20 protein-coding genes are annotated in these 24645 nt (G+C 66.4%); 17 read left to right on the top strand and 3 right to left on the bottom strand.

Translation table 11 applies throughout. The features are described 5' to 3' along the window. The first annotated feature begins 182 nt into the window (after positions 1 to 182). Positions 183 to 1397, top strand: coding sequence for an EAL domain-containing protein (locus NWF22_RS04490; RefSeq protein WP_160900441.1), 1215 nt, complete (start codon positions 183 to 185; stop codon positions 1395 to 1397). 214 nt (positions 1398 to 1611) lie between these two features. Then, positions 1612 to 2742 (top strand): GGDEF domain-containing protein, encoded by a 1131-nt coding sequence (locus tag NWF22_RS04485; protein WP_160900442.1) that lies wholly within the window; start codon positions 1612 to 1614, stop codon positions 2740 to 2742. A gap of 13 nt (positions 2743 to 2755) precedes the next feature. Here NWF22_RS04485 and NWF22_RS04480 read toward each other — a convergent pair whose 3' ends face one another. Next, complete coding sequence (locus NWF22_RS04480; RefSeq protein WP_160901371.1) at positions 2756 to 4288, bottom strand: sugar transferase; 1533 nt, start codon at positions 4286 to 4288, stop codon at positions 2756 to 2758. A gap of 178 nt (positions 4289 to 4466) precedes the next feature. Here NWF22_RS04480 and NWF22_RS04475 point away from each other — a divergent pair, with 178 nt between their 5' ends. The 12 genes from NWF22_RS04475 to NWF22_RS04420 all read left to right on the top strand — a co-directional run bounded on the left by NWF22_RS04475 (position 4467) and on the right by NWF22_RS04420 (position 20289). Continuing rightward, positions 4467 to 5324 (top strand): LysR family transcriptional regulator, encoded by an 858-nt coding sequence (locus NWF22_RS04475; protein WP_160901372.1) that lies wholly within the window; start codon positions 4467 to 4469, stop codon positions 5322 to 5324. 337 nt (positions 5325 to 5661) lie between these two features. Continuing rightward, the gene (locus NWF22_RS04470) at positions 5662 to 6696 is read left to right on the top strand and encodes an NAD-dependent epimerase/dehydratase family protein (protein WP_160900443.1); all 1035 of its coding nucleotides are present in this window, start codon (positions 5662 to 5664) and stop codon (positions 6694 to 6696) included. Next, positions 6693 to 7874 carry a DegT/DnrJ/EryC1/StrS family aminotransferase gene (locus NWF22_RS04465; protein ID WP_160900444.1) on the top strand — a complete coding sequence of 394 codons (1182 nt, stop codon included), beginning with the start codon at positions 6693 to 6695 and terminating at the stop codon, positions 7872 to 7874. Before NWF22_RS04470 ends, NWF22_RS04465 begins: the two co-directional genes overlap by 4 nt. After that, on the top strand, positions 7871 to 8641 hold the full coding sequence (gene rfbF, locus NWF22_RS04460) for a glucose-1-phosphate cytidylyltransferase (protein WP_160900445.1): 771 nt from the start codon (positions 7871 to 7873) through the stop codon (positions 8639 to 8641). The genes NWF22_RS04465 and rfbF overlap by 4 nt, the downstream gene beginning before the upstream one ends. Position 8642: 1 nt before the next feature. Further along, positions 8643 to 9896 (top strand): class I SAM-dependent methyltransferase, encoded by a 1254-nt coding sequence (locus NWF22_RS04455; RefSeq protein WP_160900446.1) that lies wholly within the window; start codon positions 8643 to 8645, stop codon positions 9894 to 9896. A gap of 12 nt (positions 9897 to 9908) precedes the next feature. Continuing rightward, a complete protein-coding gene (locus tag NWF22_RS04450) occupies positions 9909 to 10838 on the top strand; it encodes a 2OG-Fe(II) oxygenase family protein (RefSeq protein WP_160900447.1) in 930 nt (309 codons plus the stop codon). A gap of 60 nt (positions 10839 to 10898) precedes the next feature. Further along, the gene (locus NWF22_RS04445; protein WP_160900448.1) at positions 10899 to 12410 is read left to right on the top strand and encodes a lipopolysaccharide biosynthesis protein; all 1512 of its coding nucleotides are present in this window, start codon (positions 10899 to 10901) and stop codon (positions 12408 to 12410) included. A gap of 71 nt (positions 12411 to 12481) precedes the next feature. After that, complete coding sequence (locus tag NWF22_RS04440) at positions 12482 to 13243, top strand: YveK family protein (RefSeq protein ID WP_160900449.1); 762 nt, start codon at positions 12482 to 12484, stop codon at positions 13241 to 13243. After that, positions 13240 to 14991: a WecB/TagA/CpsF family glycosyltransferase gene (locus tag NWF22_RS04435; protein WP_160900450.1), complete on the top strand. Its 1752-nt coding sequence runs from the start codon at positions 13240 to 13242 to the stop codon at positions 14989 to 14991. The genes NWF22_RS04440 and NWF22_RS04435 overlap by 4 nt, the downstream gene beginning before the upstream one ends. Beyond that, complete coding sequence (locus NWF22_RS04430) at positions 14988 to 16520, top strand: O-antigen ligase family protein (protein ID WP_160900451.1); 1533 nt, start codon at positions 14988 to 14990, stop codon at positions 16518 to 16520. The genes NWF22_RS04435 and NWF22_RS04430 overlap by 4 nt, the downstream gene beginning before the upstream one ends. After that, a complete protein-coding gene (locus NWF22_RS04425) occupies positions 16517 to 18157 on the top strand; it encodes a LamG-like jellyroll fold domain-containing protein (RefSeq protein ID WP_160900452.1) in 1641 nt (546 codons plus the stop codon). The genes NWF22_RS04430 and NWF22_RS04425 overlap by 4 nt, the downstream gene beginning before the upstream one ends. Beyond that, positions 18157 to 20289: a glycosyltransferase gene (locus tag NWF22_RS04420; protein ID WP_160900453.1), complete on the top strand. Its 2133-nt coding sequence runs from the start codon at positions 18157 to 18159 to the stop codon at positions 20287 to 20289. Before NWF22_RS04425 ends, NWF22_RS04420 begins: the two co-directional genes overlap by 1 nt. On the opposite strand, the gene NWF22_RS04415 is transcribed toward NWF22_RS04420, so the two are convergent. After that, complete coding sequence (locus tag NWF22_RS04415; protein WP_160900454.1) at positions 20281 to 21225, bottom strand: glycosyltransferase family 2 protein; 945 nt, start codon at positions 21223 to 21225, stop codon at positions 20281 to 20283. The two genes, NWF22_RS04420 and NWF22_RS04415, sit on opposite strands and share 9 nt — an antisense overlap. A gap of 248 nt (positions 21226 to 21473) precedes the next feature. Between NWF22_RS04415 and NWF22_RS04410 the strand changes: the two genes are divergently transcribed. Then, positions 21474 to 22631: an EAL domain-containing protein gene (locus tag NWF22_RS04410; protein WP_160900455.1), complete on the top strand. Its 1158-nt coding sequence runs from the start codon at positions 21474 to 21476 to the stop codon at positions 22629 to 22631. Positions 22632 to 22762: 131 nt separating this feature from the next. Here NWF22_RS04410 and NWF22_RS04405 read toward each other — a convergent pair whose 3' ends face one another. Next, positions 22763 to 23731 (bottom strand): 1,4-dihydroxy-2-naphthoyl-CoA synthase, encoded by a 969-nt coding sequence (locus NWF22_RS04405; RefSeq protein WP_160900456.1) that lies wholly within the window; start codon positions 23729 to 23731, stop codon positions 22763 to 22765. 53 nt (positions 23732 to 23784) lie between these two features. Here NWF22_RS04405 and NWF22_RS04400 point away from each other — a divergent pair, with 53 nt between their 5' ends. Both NWF22_RS04400 and NWF22_RS04395 read left to right on the top strand, forming a co-directional pair. Beyond that, on the top strand, positions 23785 to 23943 hold the full coding sequence (locus tag NWF22_RS04400) for a hypothetical protein (RefSeq protein WP_202398158.1): 159 nt from the start codon (positions 23785 to 23787) through the stop codon (positions 23941 to 23943). 24 nt (positions 23944 to 23967) lie between these two features. Next, the gene (locus tag NWF22_RS04395; protein WP_160900457.1) at positions 23968 to 24624 is read left to right on the top strand and encodes a PaaI family thioesterase; all 657 of its coding nucleotides are present in this window, start codon (positions 23968 to 23970) and stop codon (positions 24622 to 24624) included. Positions 24625 to 24645 lie beyond the last annotated feature (21 nt).

Genomic DNA, 24645 nt, shown 5'->3' with positions numbered 1-24645 from the left:
ATTTCGAGATTAGCGTAGGACGCCGCATCTGGCGACCATGAGAGCACAAATACCCCAATGTATTGACCTTCGGATGTGTCGGACACCGGCCGACCCGTTGCGGGAATGGTGATATCGCGGTGACCCGACACCCGACGCTCCGAGTGAAACGGGCGTTGACCACATACACTCACACGATGCAGATGAGTGACCCTGACGGTTGCGGAGGTCACCCGCCGGTCTTCGCAGCGACCGTGATCGCACTCTGTACGGATCCTTGTCATCGCGCGGCCACCGCCTACGGACACGCGACCTCGACCATGATGGCCCAGCGGTTCGTGGAGGAGGTGCTCACGCCGTTGTGTCCGCATGGCTCCTTGGAGCGGCGCTCCGATCGGGAGTGGCTCGTCAGTCTCTCGCCACAGGACGGGGACCCGGAGTTCTTCGTCAGGGCTTCGCGGGTCCGGTGCGGTGCGCACCCGGTGCATATCGACGGGAAGACCACCTTCCTCGACGTGTGCATGGGCGTCGCGGTGCGTGACGAGTTGCCCGAGGTCGTGAACCACGATGACCTGGTCCGATGTGCCGACGCGGCACTGTCGTTCGCGTTGACCCGGCAGCGCCAGGTCGTGTTCGCCGATGACGAGATGTTGCCGCTGGTGCGCGAACAGGTGGAGATCGCCAACCGGCTAGCAGCGGCGCAGCCGGAGGAATTCCGGCTGCACTACCAGCCGATCGTCCGGTCCGACGACCGCCGGCCGGTCGGGTTCGAGTCGTTGCTGCGGTGGTACGTCGAGGCCGAGGTTCTCACCCCTGCGTCATTCCTCCCGGCTGCGCAGGCCACGTCACTGATCCTGCCGATCGGCCAGCACGCGAGCGGGATGGCGATCCGAGCACTGGCCGGCCCGATCACGTCGGCCTGCGGTGACACGGCGTTCGTCTCGATCAACCTGTCCGCCCAGCAGCTCTGGGCCGATGACATCGTCGCGCACTTCGGTGAGCTCATCGCGGCCAGCGGCGTGGCGTCGCACCGGGTGTGGATCGAGGTCCGGGAGGACGAGGTGATCAAGCTGGGCAGTGCTGCGGCCCACGCGATCGAGGGCCTCGACGAACTCGGCTGCACCATTTGCATCGACGATCTCGGCGCCGGGTACTCGGCCCTGCGGTACGTGCGGGATCTGCCGGTCGATGTCGTCAAGGTGGATCGGAGTCTCATCGGCGGGATCGCCGACGACGAGTCGGATCGAGCTGTTGTGCGGGCGATCTGCGACATGGCGCGGGCGACCGGGATGACCAGCCTCGCCGAGGGCGTCGAGACCGAGGAGATGCTCTGCGCGGTGGTGGATCTGGGCTTCGACCTCGCGCAGGGTTACCTGTTCGGAAAGCCGCAACCCGCCTCGTCCGCCTTCGAGTGGTGATCCGGCCGCATCCGGGGCGGAGACATTCCGGATCGCGAATGTAGAGTCCTTGCCGGCCCGATGGGGCGATGTCCGAGTGTGCGGGAATGGTAGGGTTTGCGACGTAAGCGGCTGCGCCACGCCTACTTTGATGACGAAGAAGCCGTTGTGGCGAGGGTCGTTCCGCCGGTGCCGGTAGTGGGCGATGTCGTATCTGTCGTCGAAGGGAGGCGCCGTGCGCCGTGATTTCGATCAGCGGACACTGGCTCTCCTCGCCAGCGAGACCGGCGCGATTCCGTTGTTGGTCGTCGCATACCTGTCGCCGGAATTCCTTCGCCCCGGGACTCGCTGGTGGGTGGTGGCAATCGGTGTGTACACCGTCGTCTCCATTCTCGTCACCGTGCTCGCGCGGCCCCTGAACGATGCTCACTTCGCCGTCCTCAGTTTCGGCGGCATGGTCGGGATCGCCACGTCGGCGGCCGTCATCGCCGACGACGGTGCGGCACACGCCGTGCTGATCCTGTTGGCTGCGATACCCGCGTTGGCGGCGATCGAGTCACCACCCCGCACCGTCATCGCATTCGTGCTGGTGGCCGCCGGCCTTGCCGTCACCGTGGTGGCCACACGGGCGCATTCGGCCACGGCGATGTTCGTTGCCGGCGGGGCGGTGATCCTCGCGATTCTCGTGCCCACGTACCTGGTGACGACGCTGCGGCGCTCCCTGTCCCGGGCGCTCGAGGCGCAGGCCGCGATCAGCGAAACCGACCCGCTGACCGGCATCCTGAACCGGCGTGGGCTGGCCGGGCGCTGGGGGCAGGTCTTGCTGGGCGCGGTCGAATCCGGGTTGCCGATCGGATTCATCGAGGCCGATATCGACTATTTCAAAACCGTCAACGACAGGTTCGGCCACTCGGTGGGCGACGCCATGCTCGTCGCCGTGTCGGGTGCGCTCGCCGAAGCTGTGCCACCGGCGACCCTGCTGGCACGGACCGGCGGGGAAGAGTTCGTCATCGTGCGCAATGTCGCCGACGAAGCCGACCTGGATCGTCTGTGCGAGGAACTCCGCATGCACGTCGCTGCGAGTACCGATGTCACGGTCAGCATCGGGGCGGTGTGTGCGTCGCTGTCGATCATTCCTGGACGATCACCGGCCGCAACCCGGGAGATGGTCGACGGACTCTTCTCGATGGCCGACCGGCAGCTGTACAACGCCAAACGGAAGGGTCGCGACAGTGTGTCGGTGACGCGTGCGGGGCTGGTGTCCGGCCCGTTGACGGATGTGGCCTCGGGCCGGGCGAAGTCGCGATCGGACGACTCCGCCGGCCGGATTACCGAACCGCGCGAACGAGTGACCGACGATCGATGATGGTGCGTCGCGGTCAGTAGGCCCCGTCCGTGGAGACGACTGCGCGCAGGGTGCGCCACAGAATCACCAGATCCTGCATGATCGACCAGTTCTCGACGTAGGAGACATCGAGGCGAACGGACTCGTCCCATGACAGATTCGAGCGTCCGGACACCTGCCAGAGACCCGTCATGCCCGGCTTCACCAGCATACGGCGGGCCACCCGGCCGTCGTAGGTGGAGGCTTCGGCGGGAAGCGGAGGACGCGGACCGACGAGGCTCATCGATCCACCCAGCACGTTGAACAACTGCGGTAGTTCGTCCAGGCTGTATCGGCGGAGGACGCGGCCCACCGGTGTCACCCTCGGGTCGTCGCGCACCTTGAACAGGGGGCCGCTGCCCTCGTTGCGGTCGGCCAGGTCGGCGATCAGCGCCTCGGCGTCGGGGACCATCGATCGGAACTTCCACATGCGGAACGGTCGATTGTTCACGCCCAGACGGGTCGACCGGTGGAATACGGGTCCGCGCGTATCGAGTGCGATCGCGACGGCGATGGTCACGAGCACGGGTGAGAGGGCGAGCACGATCAGCGCGCCGCCCACGCGGTCGAGGGCCGCCTTGCGGAGCCGGTTCGCGCCCGCATAGCGCGGACGGTCGATGTGCAGCAGCGGCAATCCGGCGACGGGGTGCACCATCATGCGTGGGCCGGCGACATCGGCGACCCCGGGAGCGACCAGAAGATCGACATCCATGAGGTGCAGATTCCACGAGAGGTCCTGCATGGCACGGTGTCCAAATGCATCCGGGGACGTGACCGCGACGGTGTTCGCGTGGCACCTGGCGGCGGCGGTGGCCACCTCGTCGAGGTCGCCGTAGACGGGTACGCGCGCCGTGCCGATCGTCGTCGACGCCGAGCCGGATGCGACGTTCCGAACGCAGGCGCCCACCACCGAGAAGGGTTGTTCCGGAGCCCGACTGAGCCGATCGGTCACGGTGGATACCGATTCGGGTTCACCGACCACCAGCAGACGTTCCACGGCCAGGCCACGCGATCTCTGGCGGCTCAGGCGCCTGCGCCACACCCACCTCGACACCAACAGGCCGAGGGTGCCCAGCGGCAGCGCCAAGGCGAAATAGCCGCGCGACACGTCCAGATTCAGGACGAGAACGACGATCGCGAGGACGCCGAACACGCTCAGGCAGGCCGTGGCGACCCTGCTGTACTCCTCCGAGCCGCTGCCGAGGATGCGTCGGTCCAGCGTCTGGTACACCCGCAGCGAGAACAGCCACGCGGCGATCAACGCCGTCATCACCACCAGTGGATGGCCATGGACGCCGCCGAAACCCTCGGAATCCAGACTGGATCCGAACCGAAGTAGCTGCGCCCCAACGACTGCCGCCGATATCACGGCAACATCCGTCAACGCGATCGCAGTGGCGAACCGCGGCGCCCACGCGCGTCGGTTCTCGGTCGACGAGATCAGCAGCAGCGCACCTCGATCTCGACCGGGCCGACGGCGACGTGGGGCGCCCGACGACTCGTGATCCGATGTGCGATACGCGGTCATCATCCCCCAAACAGGTCTTCTGATGGTGTTTTTCGGTTCGCAGCCCACGGTGCGAACTCCGGTCGACGCATCACCAATGTAAATATGGAAATCACAACCTACAATCACAGCGTCGTGGACAACTGACAAGGACGAGTTGATGAAGAGCCGAGACGATCTGGACCTGCGCCGACTGCGGATGTTCGTGACGGTCGCGGAGGCACCCAGTCTCCGCGTTGCGGCCGAGAAGATGTTCATGACGCAACAGGCGGCGTCGTCGGCGATCAAAGAACTCGAACGGACCCTGGGTGTCGAGTTGTTCTCGCGCTCTCGGCGCAGCCTGATGCTCACGCCGGCCGGCGAGACCTTGTACCGGGGTGCCGCGGCGTTGCTCGCCGGAGGACATCAGCTGACCACGCTGGTGCAGGCGGCAGCGTCGGAAAGCGTGCCGCCGTACGTGATCGGCCACACGCCGAATCTGGCGACCTCCGAGGTGTTCAGCATCATCGAACCGGTGGTGGTGGCCGATCCGTCGGTGCCGATCACCGTGCGACCCATCTTTGCCGACCAGATTCGCAGCAGTCTGCTCGACGGGCAGATCGACCTCGCCCTGCGGCGAGGCATCCAGACCCCGCCGGACCTGGCCGGGTCCGTCGCCGGCCAACACGAGCTGAGGCTGGCCGTGGGCCGCGACCATCCGCTGGCGCAGCACGACCGGGTGGCCCTGGCGGACTTGGCCGAACACGAGATCGTGGTGTCGGTGGCAGAGCCGGAAGAGGACCGCGAGTACGTCCGCCTGCTGATATCGATCTGCCAGGCTGCGGGGTTCGAACCGCAGATCACGGCGTCCAGACTGCGAGGTACGCCGCCGCACACCGCGGTCATCGCGCATCCACAGGCCTGCACTTTCGTCACCAATGCACCGGGCTGGCTCTACGGCAACAGGATCCGGATCATCGAGCTCAACGAGACACCGACCGTGCCGGTGCAGGCCATGTGGCTGCCGCACACGTCGTCGGGAATCCGGGCGAGCATTCTCGAGGCGCTGCGCCAGTGACACGTGACGCACGCAGCTCCGAGCGCGGCGTGCGTATCCGAAATCGTGGTGCAGTTGCTCGCAGGACGGCTGCTCCGACCAGTGCAGACAACGGCTGACTGTCAATTGTCACGCGGAATCTGATTGTGGCCCGCGGTGGCGGACCATAGATTTGGGCTTGACCACCTCGACGAGCGCACGGTTCAGTGGCGAACCGGCCTTGCCGATATTGCCTAGCCATCATCCAGTTTCCCTGGGGGGCAGTTGATTTGTCGTGCATGAACCTTTCACTCAATATTCCTGACGGGCAGCTGTTGCCGGGCCCTGTTGTGCTGCAACACGTTCCGGAGGTTCGTCGATGAGGATTCTCGTCACCGGACACCTGGGATACCTGGGATCGGAGATGGTTCCGGTACTCCGGGCGCGCGATCATGAGGTGATCGGCCTGGACACCGACTTCTACGGTTCCTGCGATTTCCACGCCGTGCCGGTCGACGCGCCGATGCTGCCCCTCGACGTCCGAGATGTGACCGTCACCGACCTCGCGGCCCTCGATCTCGATGCGGTGATCCACCTCGCCGCACTGTCCAACGACCCGCTGTCGGACCTCGATCCTCAGCTGACCTATGACATCAACCTCGACGGCTCGGTGCACCTGGCGGAGGTCGCCAAGCAGGCCGGCGTGCGGCGGTTCCTGTTCTCGTCGTCGTGCAGCCTCTACGGCAAGGGCGGCGACGCCGCGCTCGACGAGAACGCCGCGTTCCATCCCGTGACGCCGTATGGCGAATCCAAGGTGCGGGTGGAGCAGGCTTTGAGCGCAATGGCCGACGACACGTTCTCGCCGGTGTACCTGCGCAACGCCACCGCCTACGGACTGTCGCGCCGGCTGCGTGCCGACATCGTGGTGAACAATCTCGTCGCGCACGCCGCCACCTCGGGAAAGGTCCTGCTGGAAAGTGACGGGACGCCATGGCGCCCGCTGGTCCACGTCCTCGACATCGCCGACGCGTTCGCCGCGGTGCTCGACGCGCCGGCCGAGGCCATCCACGACCAGGCGTTCAACGTCGGACGGTCCGGGGAGAACTACCAGGTGCGCGAGATCGCCGACATCGTCGCCGACGTCGTGGGAGACTGTGCCGTCGGATTCGGTGTGAACGCGTCCCCCGACATCCGCGACTACCAGGTCGACTTCACCAAGATCCACCGCACGCTCACCGGATATCGGCCGCGCTGGACCGTACGGCGCGGGGTCGAGCAACTCTGGGCGGCCTACCGGCACGGCGGGATGACCGCCGACATGTTCGCCGGACCGGCCTACGTCCGGTTGCGCGAGATCCAGCGTCTGCGTGCTGCCGGTGCGATGGGGGCGGACCTTCGATGGAGTGCAGCATGACCGATCTCGCCGCACTGTCCACACCGGTCGTGTGCCCGACCGGACCGCGTATCCCGGTCGCCGGCCCTTGGGTTACCGACCTCGAGGTGCGTTACGTCAGCGAGGCCGCCGCCACCGACTGGTACGGCAATGCCGGACGTTCGGTCGCGATGTTCGAACGGGAATTCGCTGATCATCTCGGCCTGCGCCATGGGATCGCCGTGCCGCACGGCACCTCGGCGCTGCACCTGGCAATGCTGGGCTTGGGGATCGGACCCGGCGACGAAGTGGTGGTGCCCGAGGCGACCTGGGTGGCCAGTGCGGCGCCCATCGTCTACCTCGGTGCGACGCCGGTGTTCGCCGATATCGACCCGGACACCTGGTGTCTCGATCCTGACTCGTTGCAGCGCGTGATCGGGCCGCGGACGAAAGCCATCGTCACCGTGGACCTGTACGGTAACACCCCCGACATGAACCGAATCCGGCGGATCGCTGGGGACACGCCTGTCATCGAAGATGCGGCGCAGGCGATCGGGGCATCGCGAAACGGTTCTCCCGCAGGAGCTCTGGGCGATATCGGTGTCTTCAGCTTCCACGGCACCAAGACGATGACGACGGGTGAGGGCGGCATGGTCGTCACCGACGACGACGCGCTGCACGAACGGATGTCCCGAATTCGGGATCACGGTCGCACGCCCGCCGGACACAAGTTCTTCGTCACCGACGAGATCGGCCACAAGTTCCGGATGAGCAGCCTGCAAGCGGCTTTCGGTCGCGCGCAGCTGGCCCGCATCGACCAACTCGTGGACAAGAAGCGCCAGATCTTCGACTGGTACGAGCAACGCCTAAGTCCGATCGCCGGTGTGACCCTCAACAGTTGCGAACCCGACGCGATCAACACCTACTGGATGGTCACCGCGGTGGTCGATCGATCACGGCGACTGTCCAGCCACCGGATGATGGCCATCCTCGACGATCACCAGATCGACAGCCGACCGTTCCTGCCGCCCCTGAGTTCACTGCCCGCATTCGACGGCTACCAGAGCGCCGCCGAGGCGGCCCGCCGCAATCCGGTTGCCTACGACATCGCGTCGCGGGCGATCAATCTGCCATCCGCACTCATGCTCACCGAGGACCAGGTGGAGGCCGTGTGCACAGCCTTCGCCGCGATCCTCGACGACGGAAGGGACCCATCGTGAAAGCAGTCATCCTCGCCGGCGGGCGCGGAACCCGGATCAGCGAGGAATCGCAGACGCGTCCCAAACCGATGGTCGAGATCGGCGGACGGCCGATTCTGTGGCACATCATGAAGATCTACGGTGCCGCGGGCATCACCGACTTCGTGATCCTGCTGGGCTACCGCGGCTACATGATCAAGGAATACTTCGCCAACTACTTCCTGCACATGTCCGACATCACCGTCGATCTCGGTGACGGTGCGGTGAGCACCCACAGCTCTAAATGTGAGCCGTGGAAGGTGACGCTGCTCGACACCGGCCAGGAGACGATGACCGGTGGCCGCCTGCTGCGGGCCCGTGACCACATCGGCGACGACACCTTCACCTTCACCTACGGCGACGGTGTGGCGGATCTGGACGTCCGCGCGGTGATCGACGCCCACGAGCGCAGCGGCACGGTGGCCACGGTGACCGCTGTGCAACCCCCGGCACGCTACGGAACCCTCGACATCGAGGGCGGTCTCGCGCAGTTCCAGGAGAAGCCGCACGGCAGTTCGGGCTGGGTCAACGGCGGGTATTTCGTGGCCTCACCGAAGCTGCTCGAGTACATCGACGGCGACGAGACGATCTTCGAACGGCAACCTCTGGAGAAGCTCTCGGCGGACGGTCAGCTGTCGGCGTACCAGCACGGCGGCTTCTGGCGCGGGATGGACACCCTGTGGGACAAGGTGATGCTCAACGACCTCTGGGAATCCGGCAAGGCACCCTGGAAGATCTGGAACGACTGAGATGACCTCTCCGGTATGCCGATCCTGCTGGACCCCGTTGACCGAGACCTTCTGCGATCTGGGTCTGTCGCCGATGGCGAATTCGTACGTCGCGCCAGAAGACCTGGACAGACCAGAGGTCTTCTATCCCCTGCACGCCTACATCTGCACCGAGTGCCTACTCGTCCAACTCGGTGAATTCGAGACCCCCGAGGCGATCTTCTCCGACTACGCCTACTTCTCGTCATACTCGACGAGTTGGCTGGAGCACGCCCGAACCTACGTCGAACACGTCACCCGCCGCTTCGACATCGACTCGTCGACGAGAGTGGTGGAGATCGCCAGCAACGACGGTTACCTGCTGCAGTACTTCGCGCGCAACGGTGTCCCGGTCCTGGGTATCGAACCGGCCGCCAACGTCGCCGAAGTGGCGCGGGACCACGGGATCGAGACGCGCGTTGAGTTCTTCGGGACGAAACTCGCCGAGAAACTGGTGGACGAAGGTCGATTCGCCGACCACCTGATCGGCAACAACGTGCTCGCGCACGTGCCGGATCTCAATGACTTCGTCGCGGGAATGAAGCTGCTGATCGCGGCGGATGGTCGCATCACCATGGAGTTCCCGCACCTGCTGCGCCTGATCGGCGAGACGCAATTCGACACCATCTACCACGAACACTTCTCGTACTTCTCCCTGCACTCGGTGACGCGGGTCTTCGCCCGCCACGGTCTGCGATTGTTCGACGTCGAACAGGTCCCCACCCACGGCGGTTCGCTGCGGATCTACGCCTGTCACGAGGACGCCAACCGATACGCACCATCGCAACGCCTGGAGGCGGTGGCGCGCAGTGAATCCGACTTCGGCCTCGACCGGCCGGCGGGGTACCGCGACTTCGCGCCGGCGGTCGAACGCGTGAAGCGCGATCTGCTGAGCTTCCTGATCTCGGCGCGCGACCGCGGCGAGCGGGTGATCGCCTACGGGGCGCCGGCCAAGGGGAACACGCTGCTGAACTACTGCGGTGTCGGGCCGGAACTCATCGAGTGCACCGTCGATCGGAGTCCGCACAAGCAGGGCCGCCACCTTCCGGGTACTCGTCTGCCGATCAAAGCGCCCGAGTACATCCGGCAGGCCAAGCCCGATCACGTGCTGATCCTGCCGTGGAATCTGCGTGACGAGATCGTCCGCGACCTGGAATACATCGGGGAGTGGGACGCACAGTTCGTCATTCCGATCCCGGATCTGGAGACCTTCAGCCCCGGGTCCGGGGACCAATAGTCAGGAGCTGCCATGCCTTTCGTCGTATCCACCGAAGCGAACCTGCCCGACGACATCCGCCGCGAACGGCTCTACGCCGGAACGGTGTTCTGCATGCCGCCGCGCGACTCGATCAGAGCGCTTGCCGACTTCGCGCTGGAGATGGTGTCCCGTGCGTTCGACGGCCGCGATCCGATGACGGCCCACCAGGATATGCCGGTGGAGGACTACGTCGGAGTCCTTGCCGCGCTCAAGCCGGCGTTCACCCACCACCGGCGCTGCAAGGAACTGCTGCGCGAGATCCTGGCCGATCTCGGGGCCGACATCTCGATGACCTACTTCGACGTGCCGAAACTGCGGGTGGTGCCCACCGCGAGTTACCTGTCGTCGGGGCTCGGGTACAACTACGCCGCGCACCGCGACACCTGGTATGCCTCACCGGACTGTCAGAACAACTGGTGGGTTCCGGTGGCCGGTAACGCCGCAGACAAGGGCATGCAGTTCCATCCCGATTTCTGGGGCCGTCCGGTCGACAACAGCAGCGCCGATTTCGATGCCTACGAGTGGAACCGTACCTCGCGACGTGACGCGGCCAAGTATGTCACCCACGACCCGCGGCCACATCCGAAAGCGGCGGCGGGCATGGAGGGCTCCGCGGTGCGCGTGGTGGGGGAACCCGGTTCGATCCTGTCCTTCTCAGGTGCGCAACTGCATTCGACGGTGCCCAATGAAACCGACACCGCACGAATCAGTTTCGACTTCCGGACGCTGCACGTCGACGATCTGGTGGCACACGCCGGACCGGTGAACGTGGATTCGCGTTCCACCGGAACGTCGGTGCGTGACTATTTGTGCGCGGACACCTTCGCGCCGTTGCCCGACGACATCGTCGCGATGTACGACGGCAACGGCAGCGCCGACGGTGTCCTCGTGTTCGATCCCGCCGTTCTCGAAGTCAACTGAAAACGAGAGTTGAGGCTTGTGGTCCGGTCACCGGTCGTCACCGGCGACGATAACCCCGAAGTGACGGGGACGCCGCCCGCACAACAACATTCGCTGCGCGCGGGGACCATCGCGCAGATGTTGCCGCTGGTGGCGGGCTACGGCGTCAACCTGCTGGTCACCCCCTACATCGTGCTGCGGCTCGGGATGCACAACTACGGCATCTGGTCGGTCACCGGTGCGTTGGCGCAGTATGCCGCGTTGTTCGACCTCGGGGTGTCGCGAGCCGTCACCCGCTTTGTCGCGTTGCATCATGCGCGTGATGAACGCGGCGACGAGCGCGCCGTGCTGGGGGTGGCCCTGGTGGTGACCGTTGGACTCGGTGCCATCTTGATCGGGCTGGGCGCAGTGGCGGCCTTCGCCTTCGAGGGGTCGCTGCACACCGGATCGGTCGGGTTGGCACGGACCTTGCTCGTCGCCGCGGTGGTGATTCTGGTGACGGGGATGGTGGCGCGGGTGGTGGCGGCCGCGGCCTTCGGGCGCGGCCGGATGATCGCGGGCAATATCGGGCTGGCGGTCCAAACGGCGTTGATCGCCGTCGGTGGGGTCGGCGGCCTGATCGTGGCACCCGAACTCGCGACGTTCGCGGTCGCGAGCGCACTCGGCGCGCTCATCGGCCTGGTGGTGGTCGTGGCCGCCGTCGTGGTCGACGAACGCCAGTTTCCAGTCGGACTCCCGACAGTGCAGATCACCCGCGACGTGATCGCCTTCGGGCTGAAGGGGCAGGTCCTCGGCGTCGGCGACATCGTCTTGTTCCAGTCTCCCAAGCTGGTCCTGGGGTTCATCGTCGGACCGGCCGCGGCCGGCGCGTACGACCTGGGCAGCCGACTGGCGCTCGGTGCGCGGGCCTTCGGGTCGATCGCCTCGGTGGCGCTCACCACCCACATGACCCGCCGCTTCGCGTCCGGTGGCGACCGCGCGGTGCGTGACGCCTACCTGCCGTTGGTTCGATTGAACTGCGGTGTCTCGATTTTCGGGCCGTTCCTGCTGGTGGCAACGTCGGTCAGTGCCATCCCGCTCTGGTTGGGGCAACCCAACAGCGACGTGCTGTGGGCGGCGGTCATCCTGTCGGTGGCGTTCACGTTCAACGTCGCGACGGGCGTCAGCACGGCGGCAACCCTGGCCATCGACCGGATGCGGATGCTGATCTGGTCCGCCGTCGCGTCGTGCGTGCTGGCGTTGGTGCTGGCGATCCCGGCCGGTGTCCTGTTCGGCTATCACGGCGTCGTCGTCGCGGCCGCCGCAGCCGTGATCCTGGGCGTCGCGGTGGGTGTCGTGCTGGTGCACCTGGCGTTGGATGTGCCGATTCGGGACTACCTGACCAACGTCGCACCCGGCTATGCGGCCGCCGCAGTGGGTTTGGCCGTGTCGGTGCCCATCGGTGTGCTGGCCGACCCCACCACGAGAGAAGCCGCAGTCCTTCCGTTCCTGCTCTCGGCCGTCGTGTTCACGACGGCATACGTGATCGTCGCCGCCGCGCTCAAGACGCTCCCGCAGGTGCGCGGCAGGAAGCCGAATCGCGAGCGCACCTGATCGACCGATTCCACCAGACCACCGCGCCGCGGTCCTGACCGTCGAGGCGCCTTCGTAGGAGGAGACCAGCTATGAATCGTGGTGACCTGCACCGCACGTTGCGCACGAGCAGTCTCAAATGGATTGTCGCGGTAGCTGTGTGCCTGCTCTGCGTGGGTGCCGCGGCAGTGGGCAACGCGACCGCGACACGCGAGTACACCGCCGTGTGCGCGCTGTACGTCTCGCCGGCGACGAGCGGAACGCCCGGGGAGACGTATCAGGGCTCGCTGATGGCGCAGGACCGGGTGATGTCCTATCGGGATCTCGCACTCAGCGATCGGGTCTCGGAGAAGAGCATCGCGTCCCTCGGCCTGGACATGAGCGTTCCGGAATTGCAGTCCCGAATCAGTGTCGAGACCCAGCCGCAGTCGGTGGCGATGGATGTGAGCGTCACCGGCACGTCGGCCGCCGAGGCTGTTCGAATGAGTCGCGAGGTCTGTCAGCAGCTCGTCGAGGCCGCGCGGTGGGGAGACTCACCCGACGACGGCGGTGGTCCGATCGTGGCACTTCGAATACTGCAGGAACCGCTGACACCCGAGACGCCGTCGTCGCCGCGCACCGGGCGCAACCTCGGCATCGGACTCTTGGCCGGCCTGCTGCTGGCTGCGGCCGTCGTCGTCGGCTGGGATCGGGCCGAGCGCGGCTTCCGGGATCGGGGTGCCCTACCGGACACGGACGAAAAGATCCGCGGCGGTCGACATTTCGAAGTGCCGGACTGGCCGACCGAGGAACTGAACGTCGATTCGTGGCGTTCCGGGGACCGGCCCCAGGACCGAGAGGAGTCACGGCCATGACAAGTGAGGCAACCGCCATCGACCCGGGAATCATCACAACGTCGACGGTGACGACCTGGCTGAATCATCACAGCGCGCTGGTGGCCGACTGGGATGCGGTGGCCCAAGCCGACGAGGTGGGTGTCGACGGTACGTTCCTGCAGTTGATGCTGCGTCTGCAGGGCGCATCGGTGGCGCGGTCCTCGGCGGATCTCGACCTGCCGGCCATCCTGCGTCAGCGACATCGGGAGGGGCGCACGATGGCGTTCGTCGGTGGTGGCCCCGGCATCGCGAAGGCCGCTGCCGAACGCTTCCCCGGCGTGGTTCTCGCTGTTGACGGATTCGACGGGGTCGCCGATCATCCCCGGCTCGTCCAACGTCTGCGAGTATCCGGTGCGTCGGTGATCGTGCTCGGCATGGGCTCGCCCGCGCAGGACCGGATCGCGATCCGGTTGCGCGACGATCTGCCGGGCGTCGAGATCTACACCGCAGGTGGCTGGTTCGACCAGCTCGCCCATGCCGAGAACTACTTCCCGCCGATGGTGCACGCACTGCGACTCGGATGGCTGTGGCGGCTGTGCCATGAGCCGCGGCGGCTGGCCGGGCGATACACCATAGAACCGTTCGTGGCGGCCGTGCGGCTGCGCACCGTGGCCCGCCGACTGGAGGCATCCGGGTTGCGGCTCCACGGCAACAAGCGCTTCTTCGTGCACCGGGGCATCGCCGAGGAGCGCGACGTGGTCCAGATCGTCACCCAGCTGGAACGGGCGGGCGCGCAGACGTTGTCGTGGTGGATCGAGAACCAGGCGTGCGGGACCCCCGGGTTCCGTTCGTACTTCCTGTACAACAAGTCCGGCAGCGATCTGTTCACCGGCTCCCGGTGCCTGGCTGCGTCCCGGCCGGCGACGCCTGGTGCGCTGGTGACGATGCTGCGCAAGCTCCGTGATCTGATGCGCGGTCGCGATGCGGTGATCGCGCACACCCACTACGCCATCGCCGCGGTGGTGCTGATGTCGATGCTGCTGCGGCCGGCCGACCGTCCGAAGGTGGTGGCGGTGCATCATTGGCCGATTGAGCGGTATCCGCGACTGGCGGCGACGGTGTACTCGCTCGGTGTGCGCAAGGCTCTCATCGACGAGGAGGTGTTCGTCTCGCCATCGGTGCGCCCCGACGCCGGTCGCGGAGTGGTGATCGAGAACCCGGTCCCGTTGGCCGCATTCGGCAGAGCTGCACCGCGTCGCGAGGTGGACCTGCTGGTCGTGGCGCGACACTCGGCCGAGAAGTCGGTGTCCACGGCGATCGATGCCCTGCCCCACCTACCCGGCCGGACCCTGACGCTGGTGGGTGAGGGGCCACTGACCGCCGAGCTCGAGGCGCAGGCGCGGTCTGCGGGGGTCGATGATCGAGTGGTGTTCGCCGGACCGCGCCCCAATGTCGAGGTCAGAGAAATGATGGAACGCGCCTCCGCACTCATCCTGCCGTCTCGGTGGGAAGCGATGCCGATGGTCCTTCTCGAGGGCATCGCGTGCGCGGTGCCGTTGGTGGTCAGCCGAATCCCCGCCCATGGTTTCGTCTCCGAATCGGGTGCCGCGCTCGGCTTCGAGGTCGACGATGCCGCTGGACTCGCGGAATCGGTCCGCAGCCTCGACGACGACGCCACGCGGAACTCGCTGGATGCCGGTGTACAGGTGGTCCGGGAACGCCTCTCCGAACCAGCCGTCGCCGAGCGGTGGTTGACCCTCGTCGACGACATCCTGGCACCGACATGAGCGGTGCAGCACCGGTATCCGGGGACCTGCGATGGGTTGCCCTGGCCGGTGGTGCACTGCTGGCCGTCGTGGTCGGACTGGCCACCGCACATGTCGACGCGGCAGTGGCGGTGGCTGCGGTGGTCGCACTGGTGGTCGTCGTGTGGCGTCGGCCGGCCACCGTGGTGGATTTGGCCATCGTCGTCACCTTCGTGACCGTGCCGGCGTCGGTGTCCGACGGTGTGCGCGTCGGCGGCCTGTTCGTGTACTTCCACGAGGTGGCGGTCCTGGCCGCGGTGATCTACGCCGGGCTCCGGTTACGCCAGGTGCGGTCGCTGGGGCGGCGACTGGTGCGGACTCCGACCAGCATCGCGATCGGCGTCTTCGTGGTGACCCTGCTGTTCGCGGTTTCGCGTGGACTGCTGACCGGATACCCGATTCGTGACATCCAGTACGACCTGCGGCCAACGGTGGCCTTGCTGGGTGCAGTGTTCGTCGTGGCCGTGGTGGTGGCGCTCGGGGAGGTGGCGCGCCACATACCGGCGTTGTTCGTCACCTTGGCGGTGTCGGCATTCCTGATGCTGGTGTCGTCGGCCACCGGGTTCGCACTGGCCGGACGAGAGGAAGCCGCCCAGCTCTACACGATCTCCGGCCGTCTGGTGGCCGGTGGGTCCGATGCCCACCGGTTGCTCACGGCCACCACTCCGGCGGCACTCGCGGTGACGCTGGTGGTCTCGGCCATGCTGCTGGTCGGGATGGGCCGGACGAAGGTCCTCCTCGCCCTGCTCCTGCCCGCGGTGCTGATCGACTTCTTCAGCTTCTCGCGCAACGTGTTTCTCGGTCTGGCGATCATGCTCGGGTTTCTGGTGGTGGCGGCCGCGCTGAACGGCATGCTCATGCGGCTGCTGGTCCGGATCGCGTCGGCACTTGCGGTGCTGGCGGTGGCCATGGCGTTGGCGTTTGTCGGCGCGAGCGGTATGGGTGGGGCGCAGTGGGTGCAGAGCCAGGTCAGCGGCTACTCCCACCGGGTGTTCGCCGGGCTCGACGAGTCGATACGGACGGTCGACTCGTCGACCCAGGACAGACGGCTGGAGAATCGTTACCTCACCGACAGCGTCGGGGACAAGGAGACCCTGGGCAACGGGCTCGGATTCCGGTACAAGCCGCCGATGGGTGAAGCCGACGAGTTCGCGGCGAACGAGGGACAACTGTACGCCCACAACTACTACGGCTGGATCAGGACCAAGGCCGGTCTGCTGGGACTCGTCGCGTTCATCGCGGTACTGGCCACCTGCCTGCTGCCGGTGATCGTCCGCCGATGGCGCGACGGCGTGAGTATCGCGGTCTGCGCCGCCATCGCAGGTTCGGCAGCGATCGTCGTCGTGTCCCCGATGCCGAATGATCATGGCGGCTCGGTGGTGTTCGGCTCCCTGCTGGGCTACGCGATCGCACGATACGCGCGCCGCAGAAATGCGGTGAGCACGGCCGCCGCGGCCGATATCGGCACGGGTCTGCCGGCGGGTGAGCATCGGGCGGAGGCACTCCGGTGAGAATCACGCGGCGCCGGTTCCTGGAACTCGCGGCAGCGGCCGCCCCCGCCGCCGTCGTCGGATGTGCGGCATCGCACGGTGCGAGCGAGCCGATCGAACCCTCCCGAATACTCGACCTCGATGGTAGGCGGGCATCGTTCGACCGCGACGGTGCGACCTCGGTGATCCGCAACCAGGTCGACGCGGGTGTGCGCGGCCCGGTCGGGGTCCGCGGCGCCACCCTCCCCGAGCCGACGCCTGCGGGCTGGCGCTTCTCGGCCTTCAATTCCATGGTGGCGGAGATTCTGCCGAGCCTCGACCAGTTCGGGTTGATGGTGGTTGTCGACGCCGCCGGCGGCGCAACCGGGCGGATCTGCACCGTCGGCGACGCGTCGGGCAGCACCCTGCAGTTGGTGCTCGCAGCGCCCGACACGCTCGCGGTGTGGTGGGCAGACGTCGAGGTGCTGCGAGTGCAGGAGGCGTCGATCCGGCAGGGGTCCTGCGTCTTTGCCGTGACCGTCGATCCCGCGCGGATCGTCCACGGATTTCTGAACGGAGCGCATGCCGCGACGTCCACCAGAGCTGTCGGGCTTCGAGGCGTGCAGCGATTGACGCTGGGGTCCGACGGGCCGGATCGGTCATTCACCGGTGTGCTGCAGCAACTCCGATGCTGGGACCGCGCGGTCTCGGGCACTCTGCTGCGGAGAAACTTCGATGTGTTGGGGTCGACGTGGGGCGCGTCCATTGTGCCGTTGATCGGTCACCGGCATAGTTCGGCACGACTGGTTCCCATGGGGCTCAAGGGAAGTTGTGTGATCCCGAAGGCGTCCGACATCGATAACGGCTCCGCGTGGCAGAACTTCTGGAGTCGATGGGACTGGCCGTGGGTGCAGGAGTCGATCGATCTGGCCGTCGAGGCCGGATCGAGATCCATCAGGATCATCGGGGACGTCGGCGCCCTGATACTCGGCTCGGTCGACGCCACGACCTACCGTCGCCGACTCGACCAGCTGGTCACCTACTGCCGGCGGCGGGGACTGACGGTCTACTACTGCCTGCTCGATCTTCGGCATACACCGCTGGGCCGTTTGGCCGAGGTGGAGCCGCTGGCGAGAATGATCGTGCGTCGGCTGTCCACGCACGACAACGTGGTCGCCATCGAGCTCTGCAACGAGGTGTCGGTGATCTACCCGCAGATGCCGAAGGAGACCGTGTTCGCTTTTGTCAGTCGGTGGGCTGCGGCCATCCGACACGAGACGAACCTACCGCTGTCGGTGTCCGACGTCCGCACCGGAACCCTCATCGAGAAACTCACGGACCGAACGGAAATGAGTAGATGGCGCGAGGTCGTCGATTTCTTCGACTTCCATGTCTACCGGCCTCCGCGGCTCGCGCCCGGTACCAACTACCTCGCGCCGTACGAACTGGCCACCGACATCCCGCTGGTCTTCGGCGAGGCGGGAGCCAGTCGCGACGACGACCCGGATCGAGCGGGGACGTATCGAACCATCGAGCAGCTGGCGACCTCATCGGACCGGGTGCACGGCGTCTACCAGTGGGGGTTGATCAACGATGAGTACGGCCTCATGACCGAGACCGGCCGAGTGCGGCAGTCCGCAGTGCTCGCAGAGTGGCGAACATTCGAGCCGAGGGCGTGATGAGCGACCGTGAGAGCCGTGACGTACATGTGGCGATCGTCAACTATTTCACCGCGCACTACCTGGATGTGCTTGTCCGCCAACTGGTGGCCGATGGCGCGGCGTCGGTGACCATCCTCGACAACAGTGTGGACGATGGCCAGTGGGCCGGCTTGTCGGAGCTCGCGGCGGGTCTCGACACCGTCGAACTGCTGCGCAGCCCACGCAATGTCGGCTTCGGTGCCGGACACAACGCGATCGCGCGGCATCTCGGGGCGCTCGCCGACGATCAGGTGCTGTGCGTGTTGAATCCCGACACCCGGATGGAGCCGGGGTGTCTTCGCGCACTGTCGGATGCGCTCGACGAGATCGGTGCGGACGCGGTGGTCTCACCGGTGATCGTCACCGGCGACCCGGTACGCCCGGTGACCTGGTTCGCCGGCGGAGAGATCGACCTGCGGCGCGGTGTGGTCACCCACTCCGGATATGGACAGCAGCCGCCGCCCCGCGACGGGTCGGTGTTCTCGACGGGGTTTCTCAGCGGAGCTGTGCTGGCTGCGACACTGAAGGTCTGGCGCACTGAGCCGTTCGACGAGACCCTGTTCCTGTACTGGGAGGACGCTGATCTGGCCCTGCGCTGGGCGGCGCGCGGCGTGGCGCTGATCGTGCAGCCGCGCGCCCGGGTCTGGCACGCGGAAGGTGGCTCGCAGACCGACGGCGGCCGGCAGCACGGCGCCGTCTATCACCGTTACATGAACCGCAATCGCACCGTCGTGCTCGCCGCACACATGGGATTGCTGTCGCTGTTCGTCGGCGCCGGGGCGAAACGCACCGTCGGCCAGCTCGTGGCACCGTTGCGCGAGCGCCGATGGCGAGGCGGTGCTGCCGAATGTCACGCCGCCCTCGCCGGCCTGATCGACGGCCTACGCGCGGTGGCGGTACACACGGCGGCACGACGGGCCGTGGGTCGCTCGCGGCGCCGCGCTCACCGTTGCAGTGAGCGGGGCGACGGGGGTGAGGTCACCACCGTGGCGGTGTTCGCCCCCACCCCGTCCGGTGGTCATCCGGAATACGTGTTGAAGGCGCTCGACGGTGTCCTCGACTCCGATGACGACATCCGGTTCGTCTGGCCTCGCCGCCCAGATCTCGAGCGCCGCTTCGTCTCCGATCGAATCAATCAACCCGTGGCGATTCCGGCTCAACTCCCGAGAACCGACGTGGATACGACGTGGCGATGGGTGAGCGAGCGAGCGCGGCCATGGCGACGGCATGACATGGCCTTCTGTTGGTTCTTGCTGTGGCGCCGCGACATCGATGTCGTTCTCCTGGAGGAGATTCAACGCTTCACCCTGCCGCTGGTGGTGGGGCTGTCCCGGATGCGGGGAAGGCGAGTGATCGTGCGGCTGCACAACATCCGACGTCACGACTACGCCGGATCGTTGGTGGACGCCGTGGACGAACGGCTGACCGGCCGGGGGTTGCGGATGGCAGACTCGGTGCTGGTACACACCGCGGGGAACCGCCGGGTTGCCTGCGCACACTATGGCCTGCGCTGCGTCGACGTTGTTCCGCATGGTATTTCGGTGGCTCCGGCTGCCGGCTCCGCGGCCACGGGGCCGCCGACCTTCCTGTTCTTCGGGGAGATTCGGCAGAACAAGGGTGTCGACATCCTGGTGCAGGGCTTCGCGAAGTACTCGGGCGAGTGCACGCTGATGATCGCCGGTCGATCCGAGGACTCGACACGGGCGAGGATCGTTGATGCCGCCGATCGAGATCGCCGGATCGAGTGGATCGACGGGTTCGTCGCGCCCGCCGCAGTGCTGGAGCTGTTTGCCCGCGCACGGGCTGTTGTGCTGCCCTACACCGACTTCGAAGCGCAGAGTGGGGTTCTGCACATGGCCATCGAGTACGGGGTACCGGTGATCGTGTCCGACGTGGGTGCGCTGGGGGAGACGGTGCGGGCGCTCGGCATCGGCCTCGTCGTGGCGCCCCGGGATCCTGTTGCGCTGGCCGACGCGCTCACCACCATCGAGGATTCCCGGGTCAACGGCGAATTCCGGCGAGCCATCGGCGACGCCCAGAATTCGCTGGACTGGCGCACGATCGGTCCGACGTTGTCGTCGGCACTGCGTGGTGTGTGTGCGTCAGGATGATGTCGCGGAGAACGTGAGCGGTCTGCGCCTGGCGGTGGCGGTCAGCTGACGGCCGAGTCGCTTGATCAGTGCCAGGCGCTGATCTTTCCGATTGCGCATCAGATCCTCGGGTACGTGCCACAGCGACCGTAGCCACAGGTTGACTGCCCGCCGCCGCAACGAGTTGTCGAGTTCTGGGCGTTGCATCAACCCCGTCATCACCCACATTCGGTCGATGGAGGGTGCGCCCTGATGGATGTCGGTCTCCGAACCGGCATGATGCCATCGCACGGTCAAGGGTTCGTCCACGTAGGCGACATCGCCCAACGTCATCACGCGCAGCCACGCATCGATGTCCTGTAGCTGCGGCACGTCGGCGCGGAATCCGCCTGCCTCGATCAGGGTCTCGCGTCGCACCATGACGGCAGTCGGCTCACCGATCGGGTTGCCCCCGCCGCCGGCCGCGAGGTGTCTGCGGATGAGTTCCTGGCCATCGTTGACCGCTGCCAGGGGAGACAGCGGCGTCTCGAGACGCGAGAAGTGTGCTTTCCATTCGGTGTCGTCGCTTTCCACGGTGCGCGGGGCAAACGCGAGACCCACCTGGGGATCGTCGAAGTAGGGCAGTAGCCGTTCGAGGCAGTGCGGCAGCAGCCAGTCATCGCCGTGGACGAACTGGACAACGCTGCCGCGGGCGAGTTCGATGCACCTGTTGTGGTTGCCGACCAGACCGACATTGTGTTCGTTGCGCACCAACCGGATGCGCGGGTCGTCGAACTCACGCACCCGTTCGGCCGTCCCGTCGGTGGAGGCGTTGTCCACCACGAGACACTCGAAGTTCTCGTAGGTCTGTGACAGAACGCTTTCCAGGCATTTCGTGACAGTGTCCGCGCTGTTGAACAAGGGTACGCACACACTCAGACGCTGCACTTCGACCTCCGTCTGGGCTTCATCGGTCAATCCAGTGATCGTTGCACCGAGCATAGCCTGCGCTCGCCGGATTTGTTGACGTGCAGGAGCGCATCGCCAGCTGCATTGGCGTCGTCTGAGATTCGGTGAGGATCAACCAAATCCGTACCATTCACAAGAACTACAGCAGGGACGATGTCCCCATTGCGGGGGGTACAGGACTTAGACTGTGGGGACCGGCTGACCGGGGCCGGGATTTAGGGACGGGGACGCCGGTGATAGACGAGGGATATTCGACGATGACCGCGATCGCAGTGGCGGCAGACCCGTATCACCGGGCTGCAGTGGCCTACGGTCGTGCGGAATCGGCGCTGATTGCTGACGAATTCGTCGATCAGGTGTTGCGGCCGGTGAGCTCTGCGGCGAGGTTCGAACAGCGGTCGGCATTCGAATGGTTGATCTGGCTCTCGGCGCACGACCCCGGCCTGGCGGGACTCATCGATGCCGCACGCGGCCATCTGCTGTCCCGTCAAGTGGAATACGGTGGTGTCGCCCGATTCCTCGATATCTGCATGGGGGTCGCGGTCGGGGCGGATCTGCCCGAAGCGGGCACGGCACGAGCTGTCACCGACTGTGCCGACGCTGCGCTGTCGACCGCCATCCTGCAGCATCAGACCGTGGTGTTCGCCGACCCGTTGACACCGGAGCAAATCCGGAAGGATGTGGACATCGCCACCCGGCTGAGTCGATCCGGTGGGAACGACTTCGTCCTCTACTATCAGCCGATCGTCACGCTGTCGGATCATCGGACGGTCGGATACGAGTCGCTGCTGCGATGGAACACCGAGGCCGGTCTGCTGTCGCCTGAGGTGTTTCTCGCCGTGGCCGAGGACACGTCATTGATCGTGCCCATCGGCAGACATGCGATCAGCGAAGCGATCCGGGCGCTGGCAACGGTGGTCGTGCCCACGATCGGCGAACACTCATTCGTGTCGTTAAATCTGTCGGCTCAACAGCTGTGGGACCCCACGATCGCCCGCTCCGTCCGGGATCAGATCGACGCGAATGCCGTGGCTGCGCGGCAGGTCTGGATCGAGATCCGGGAGAACGACGCCGTCGATCTCGGCACCCCGGCCGCGCGCGCCGTCGAGCAGCTTCACGAGATCGGTTGCACCATCTGCATCGACGATCTCGGCTCCGGATTCTCCGCGCTCCGATACGTACGCGACCTACCGGTGGATGTGGTGAAGGTGGACAAGACGCTGATCGACGGGGTGCTCGACGACCCGGCCAGTGAGGCGCTGGTGCACGCCATCCGCGACGTGGCCCAGTCGACCGGCATCGCCATGGTCGCCGAAGGCGTGGACGACGCGGCGCTGGCCCCGGCGTTGCGCGAGCTGGGCTTCGAATTCGCCCAGGGGTATCTGTTCGGACAGCCGTCGCCGCTACCGCGATAGTCGGCGCTGCCGCGATGGTCGGCGCTGTCGGATGTCGCGCGCCGGTCGATCATTCGCGCGTGAAATGGCACGCGCGGAAGATCGGCAGGCGCGCGAGGTCGTCGGCGGCTTGTCGGGTCCGGGGTTCTGCGTCAGTAATAGTAAGGGAAAGCGTCCCAGTCCGGGCTGCGCTTCTGCAGGAACGCATCCCGACCTTCCACGGCCTCATCGGTCATATACGCCAGGCGGGTGGCCTCGCCGGCGAACACCTGCTGACCCATCAGGCCGTCGTCGGTGAGGTTGAACGCGAACTTCAGCATCCGCTGCGCGGTGGGCGATTTGCCGTTGATCTTGCGGCCCCACTCGATGGCGGTGGTCTCCAGGTCGGCGTGGTCGACGACCCGGTTCACCGCACCCATCTGGTGCATTGTCTCGGCGTCATAGGCCTCCCCGAGGAAGAAGATCTCGCGGGCGAACTTCTGGCCGACTTGCTTGGCCAGGTAGGCGCTGCCGTAGCCGGCGTCGAAGGACCCGACATCGGCGTCGGTCTGCTTGAACCGGGCGTGCTCGCGTGAGGCAAGGGTCAGATCGCACACCGCGTGCAGGGAGTGTCCGCCGCCGGCGGCCCAGCCGTTGACCACCGCGATCACCACTTTCGGCATCGTGCGGATCAGCCGCTGCACCTCGAGGATGTGCAGCCTTCCGCCCTCGGCCTTGACCCGCGCCTCGTCGACGCCCTCCACACCGGCTGCGGCGACGTCGGAGTCGTGACTGCTCGCGTACTGGTAGCCAGAACGACCACGGATCCGCTGGTCGCCGCCGCTGCAGAATGCCCAGCCGCCGTCGCGGGGGCTCGGCCCATTGCCGGTCAGCAGAACGGTCCCGACGTCGGGGGTGCGGCGCGCATGGTCCAGGGTCCGATAGAGCTCGTCGACGGTGTGCGGACGGAAGGCGTTGCGCACCTCCGGGCGGTCGAACGCGATGCGGACGATGCCGTTGCTGCGGCCCTCGCCGGCATGCCGGTGGTAGGTGATGTCGGTGAGGTCGTCGAACCCGGGCACCGGCGCCCATTGGGCGGGATCGAACGGGTTGTCAGACGCTGCGGCACCGGTTTCAGTCATGGAATCGAGCCTAGTAGGAGGGATATCCGCAACGGTCGTGGCATCCTGGACACGTGGGCTGGATCATCGCCGCGATCATCCTCACCGTGTGGCTCACGGTGGCGGTGGTGCTCGCGTTGGTGATCGGCCGTTCGGTGCGGCTGCGCGACCGCAACGAGAAACCCCAGCCCATCGGGCACGACGATCTGCCGGGAGCACGTCGCGACGGGTGAACGGACGTTCTATACGGTTGGTCCATGAGTGATGGTTCAACCGGCCCGGAGGCGGCCAGCGAGATCGAGGAGGATCCGCACGAAGGCGGATTCCGGGCACACACCGCCATCACCACCGAACGCGGCGGCCCCCGCTACGGCGAGTTCAGCGAGCAGGTGCGCACCTTGATGGACAACGTCCGCTACGCCTGCCCGACGCCCGAGTTGGCCGACGAGTTGATCGCCGACTTCGAGAAGGTCAACGCGAAGCTCGCCGCGGCCCGCATCGACGAATGGCATTCGCCGTCGGGCACCCGCATCGACCTCCCGGCGCGCGGCAACATCACCTTGCCACCGTTCGAGGTCACCGATGTCAACGACGACGGGGTGTTCGCGTCGGTCACCTTCCGGGACTTCCACCTCGGCGGCAACAAGGCCGCGCACGGTGGGCACGTCGCCGTCGCCTTCGACGACCTGGGCGGCTACGCCTCGGCGGTCGCCGTCCAAGGTGTCAGTCGCACTGCCTATCTCACCGTCCAGTACCGCTCGATCACCCCGCTCAACACACCGCTGCAGGCGCACACCTGGGCCGAGAAGGTGGACGGCCGCAAGGTCTTCGTCAAGGGCACCCTGCACGACGGCGATCGGTTGTGTGCGGAGATGGATGCGCTGTTCATCAAGCTGAATCCCGGCCAGCAGTAAGGCGTTCCGCGCCCCCGGATG

Source organism: Gordonia mangrovi (assembly GCF_024734075.1).
In the GTDB taxonomy this organism is placed as follows: Bacteria; Actinomycetota; Actinomycetes; order Mycobacteriales; family Mycobacteriaceae; genus Gordonia; species Gordonia mangrovi.
This window is presented reverse-complemented; position numbering and strand designations above follow the sequence as displayed.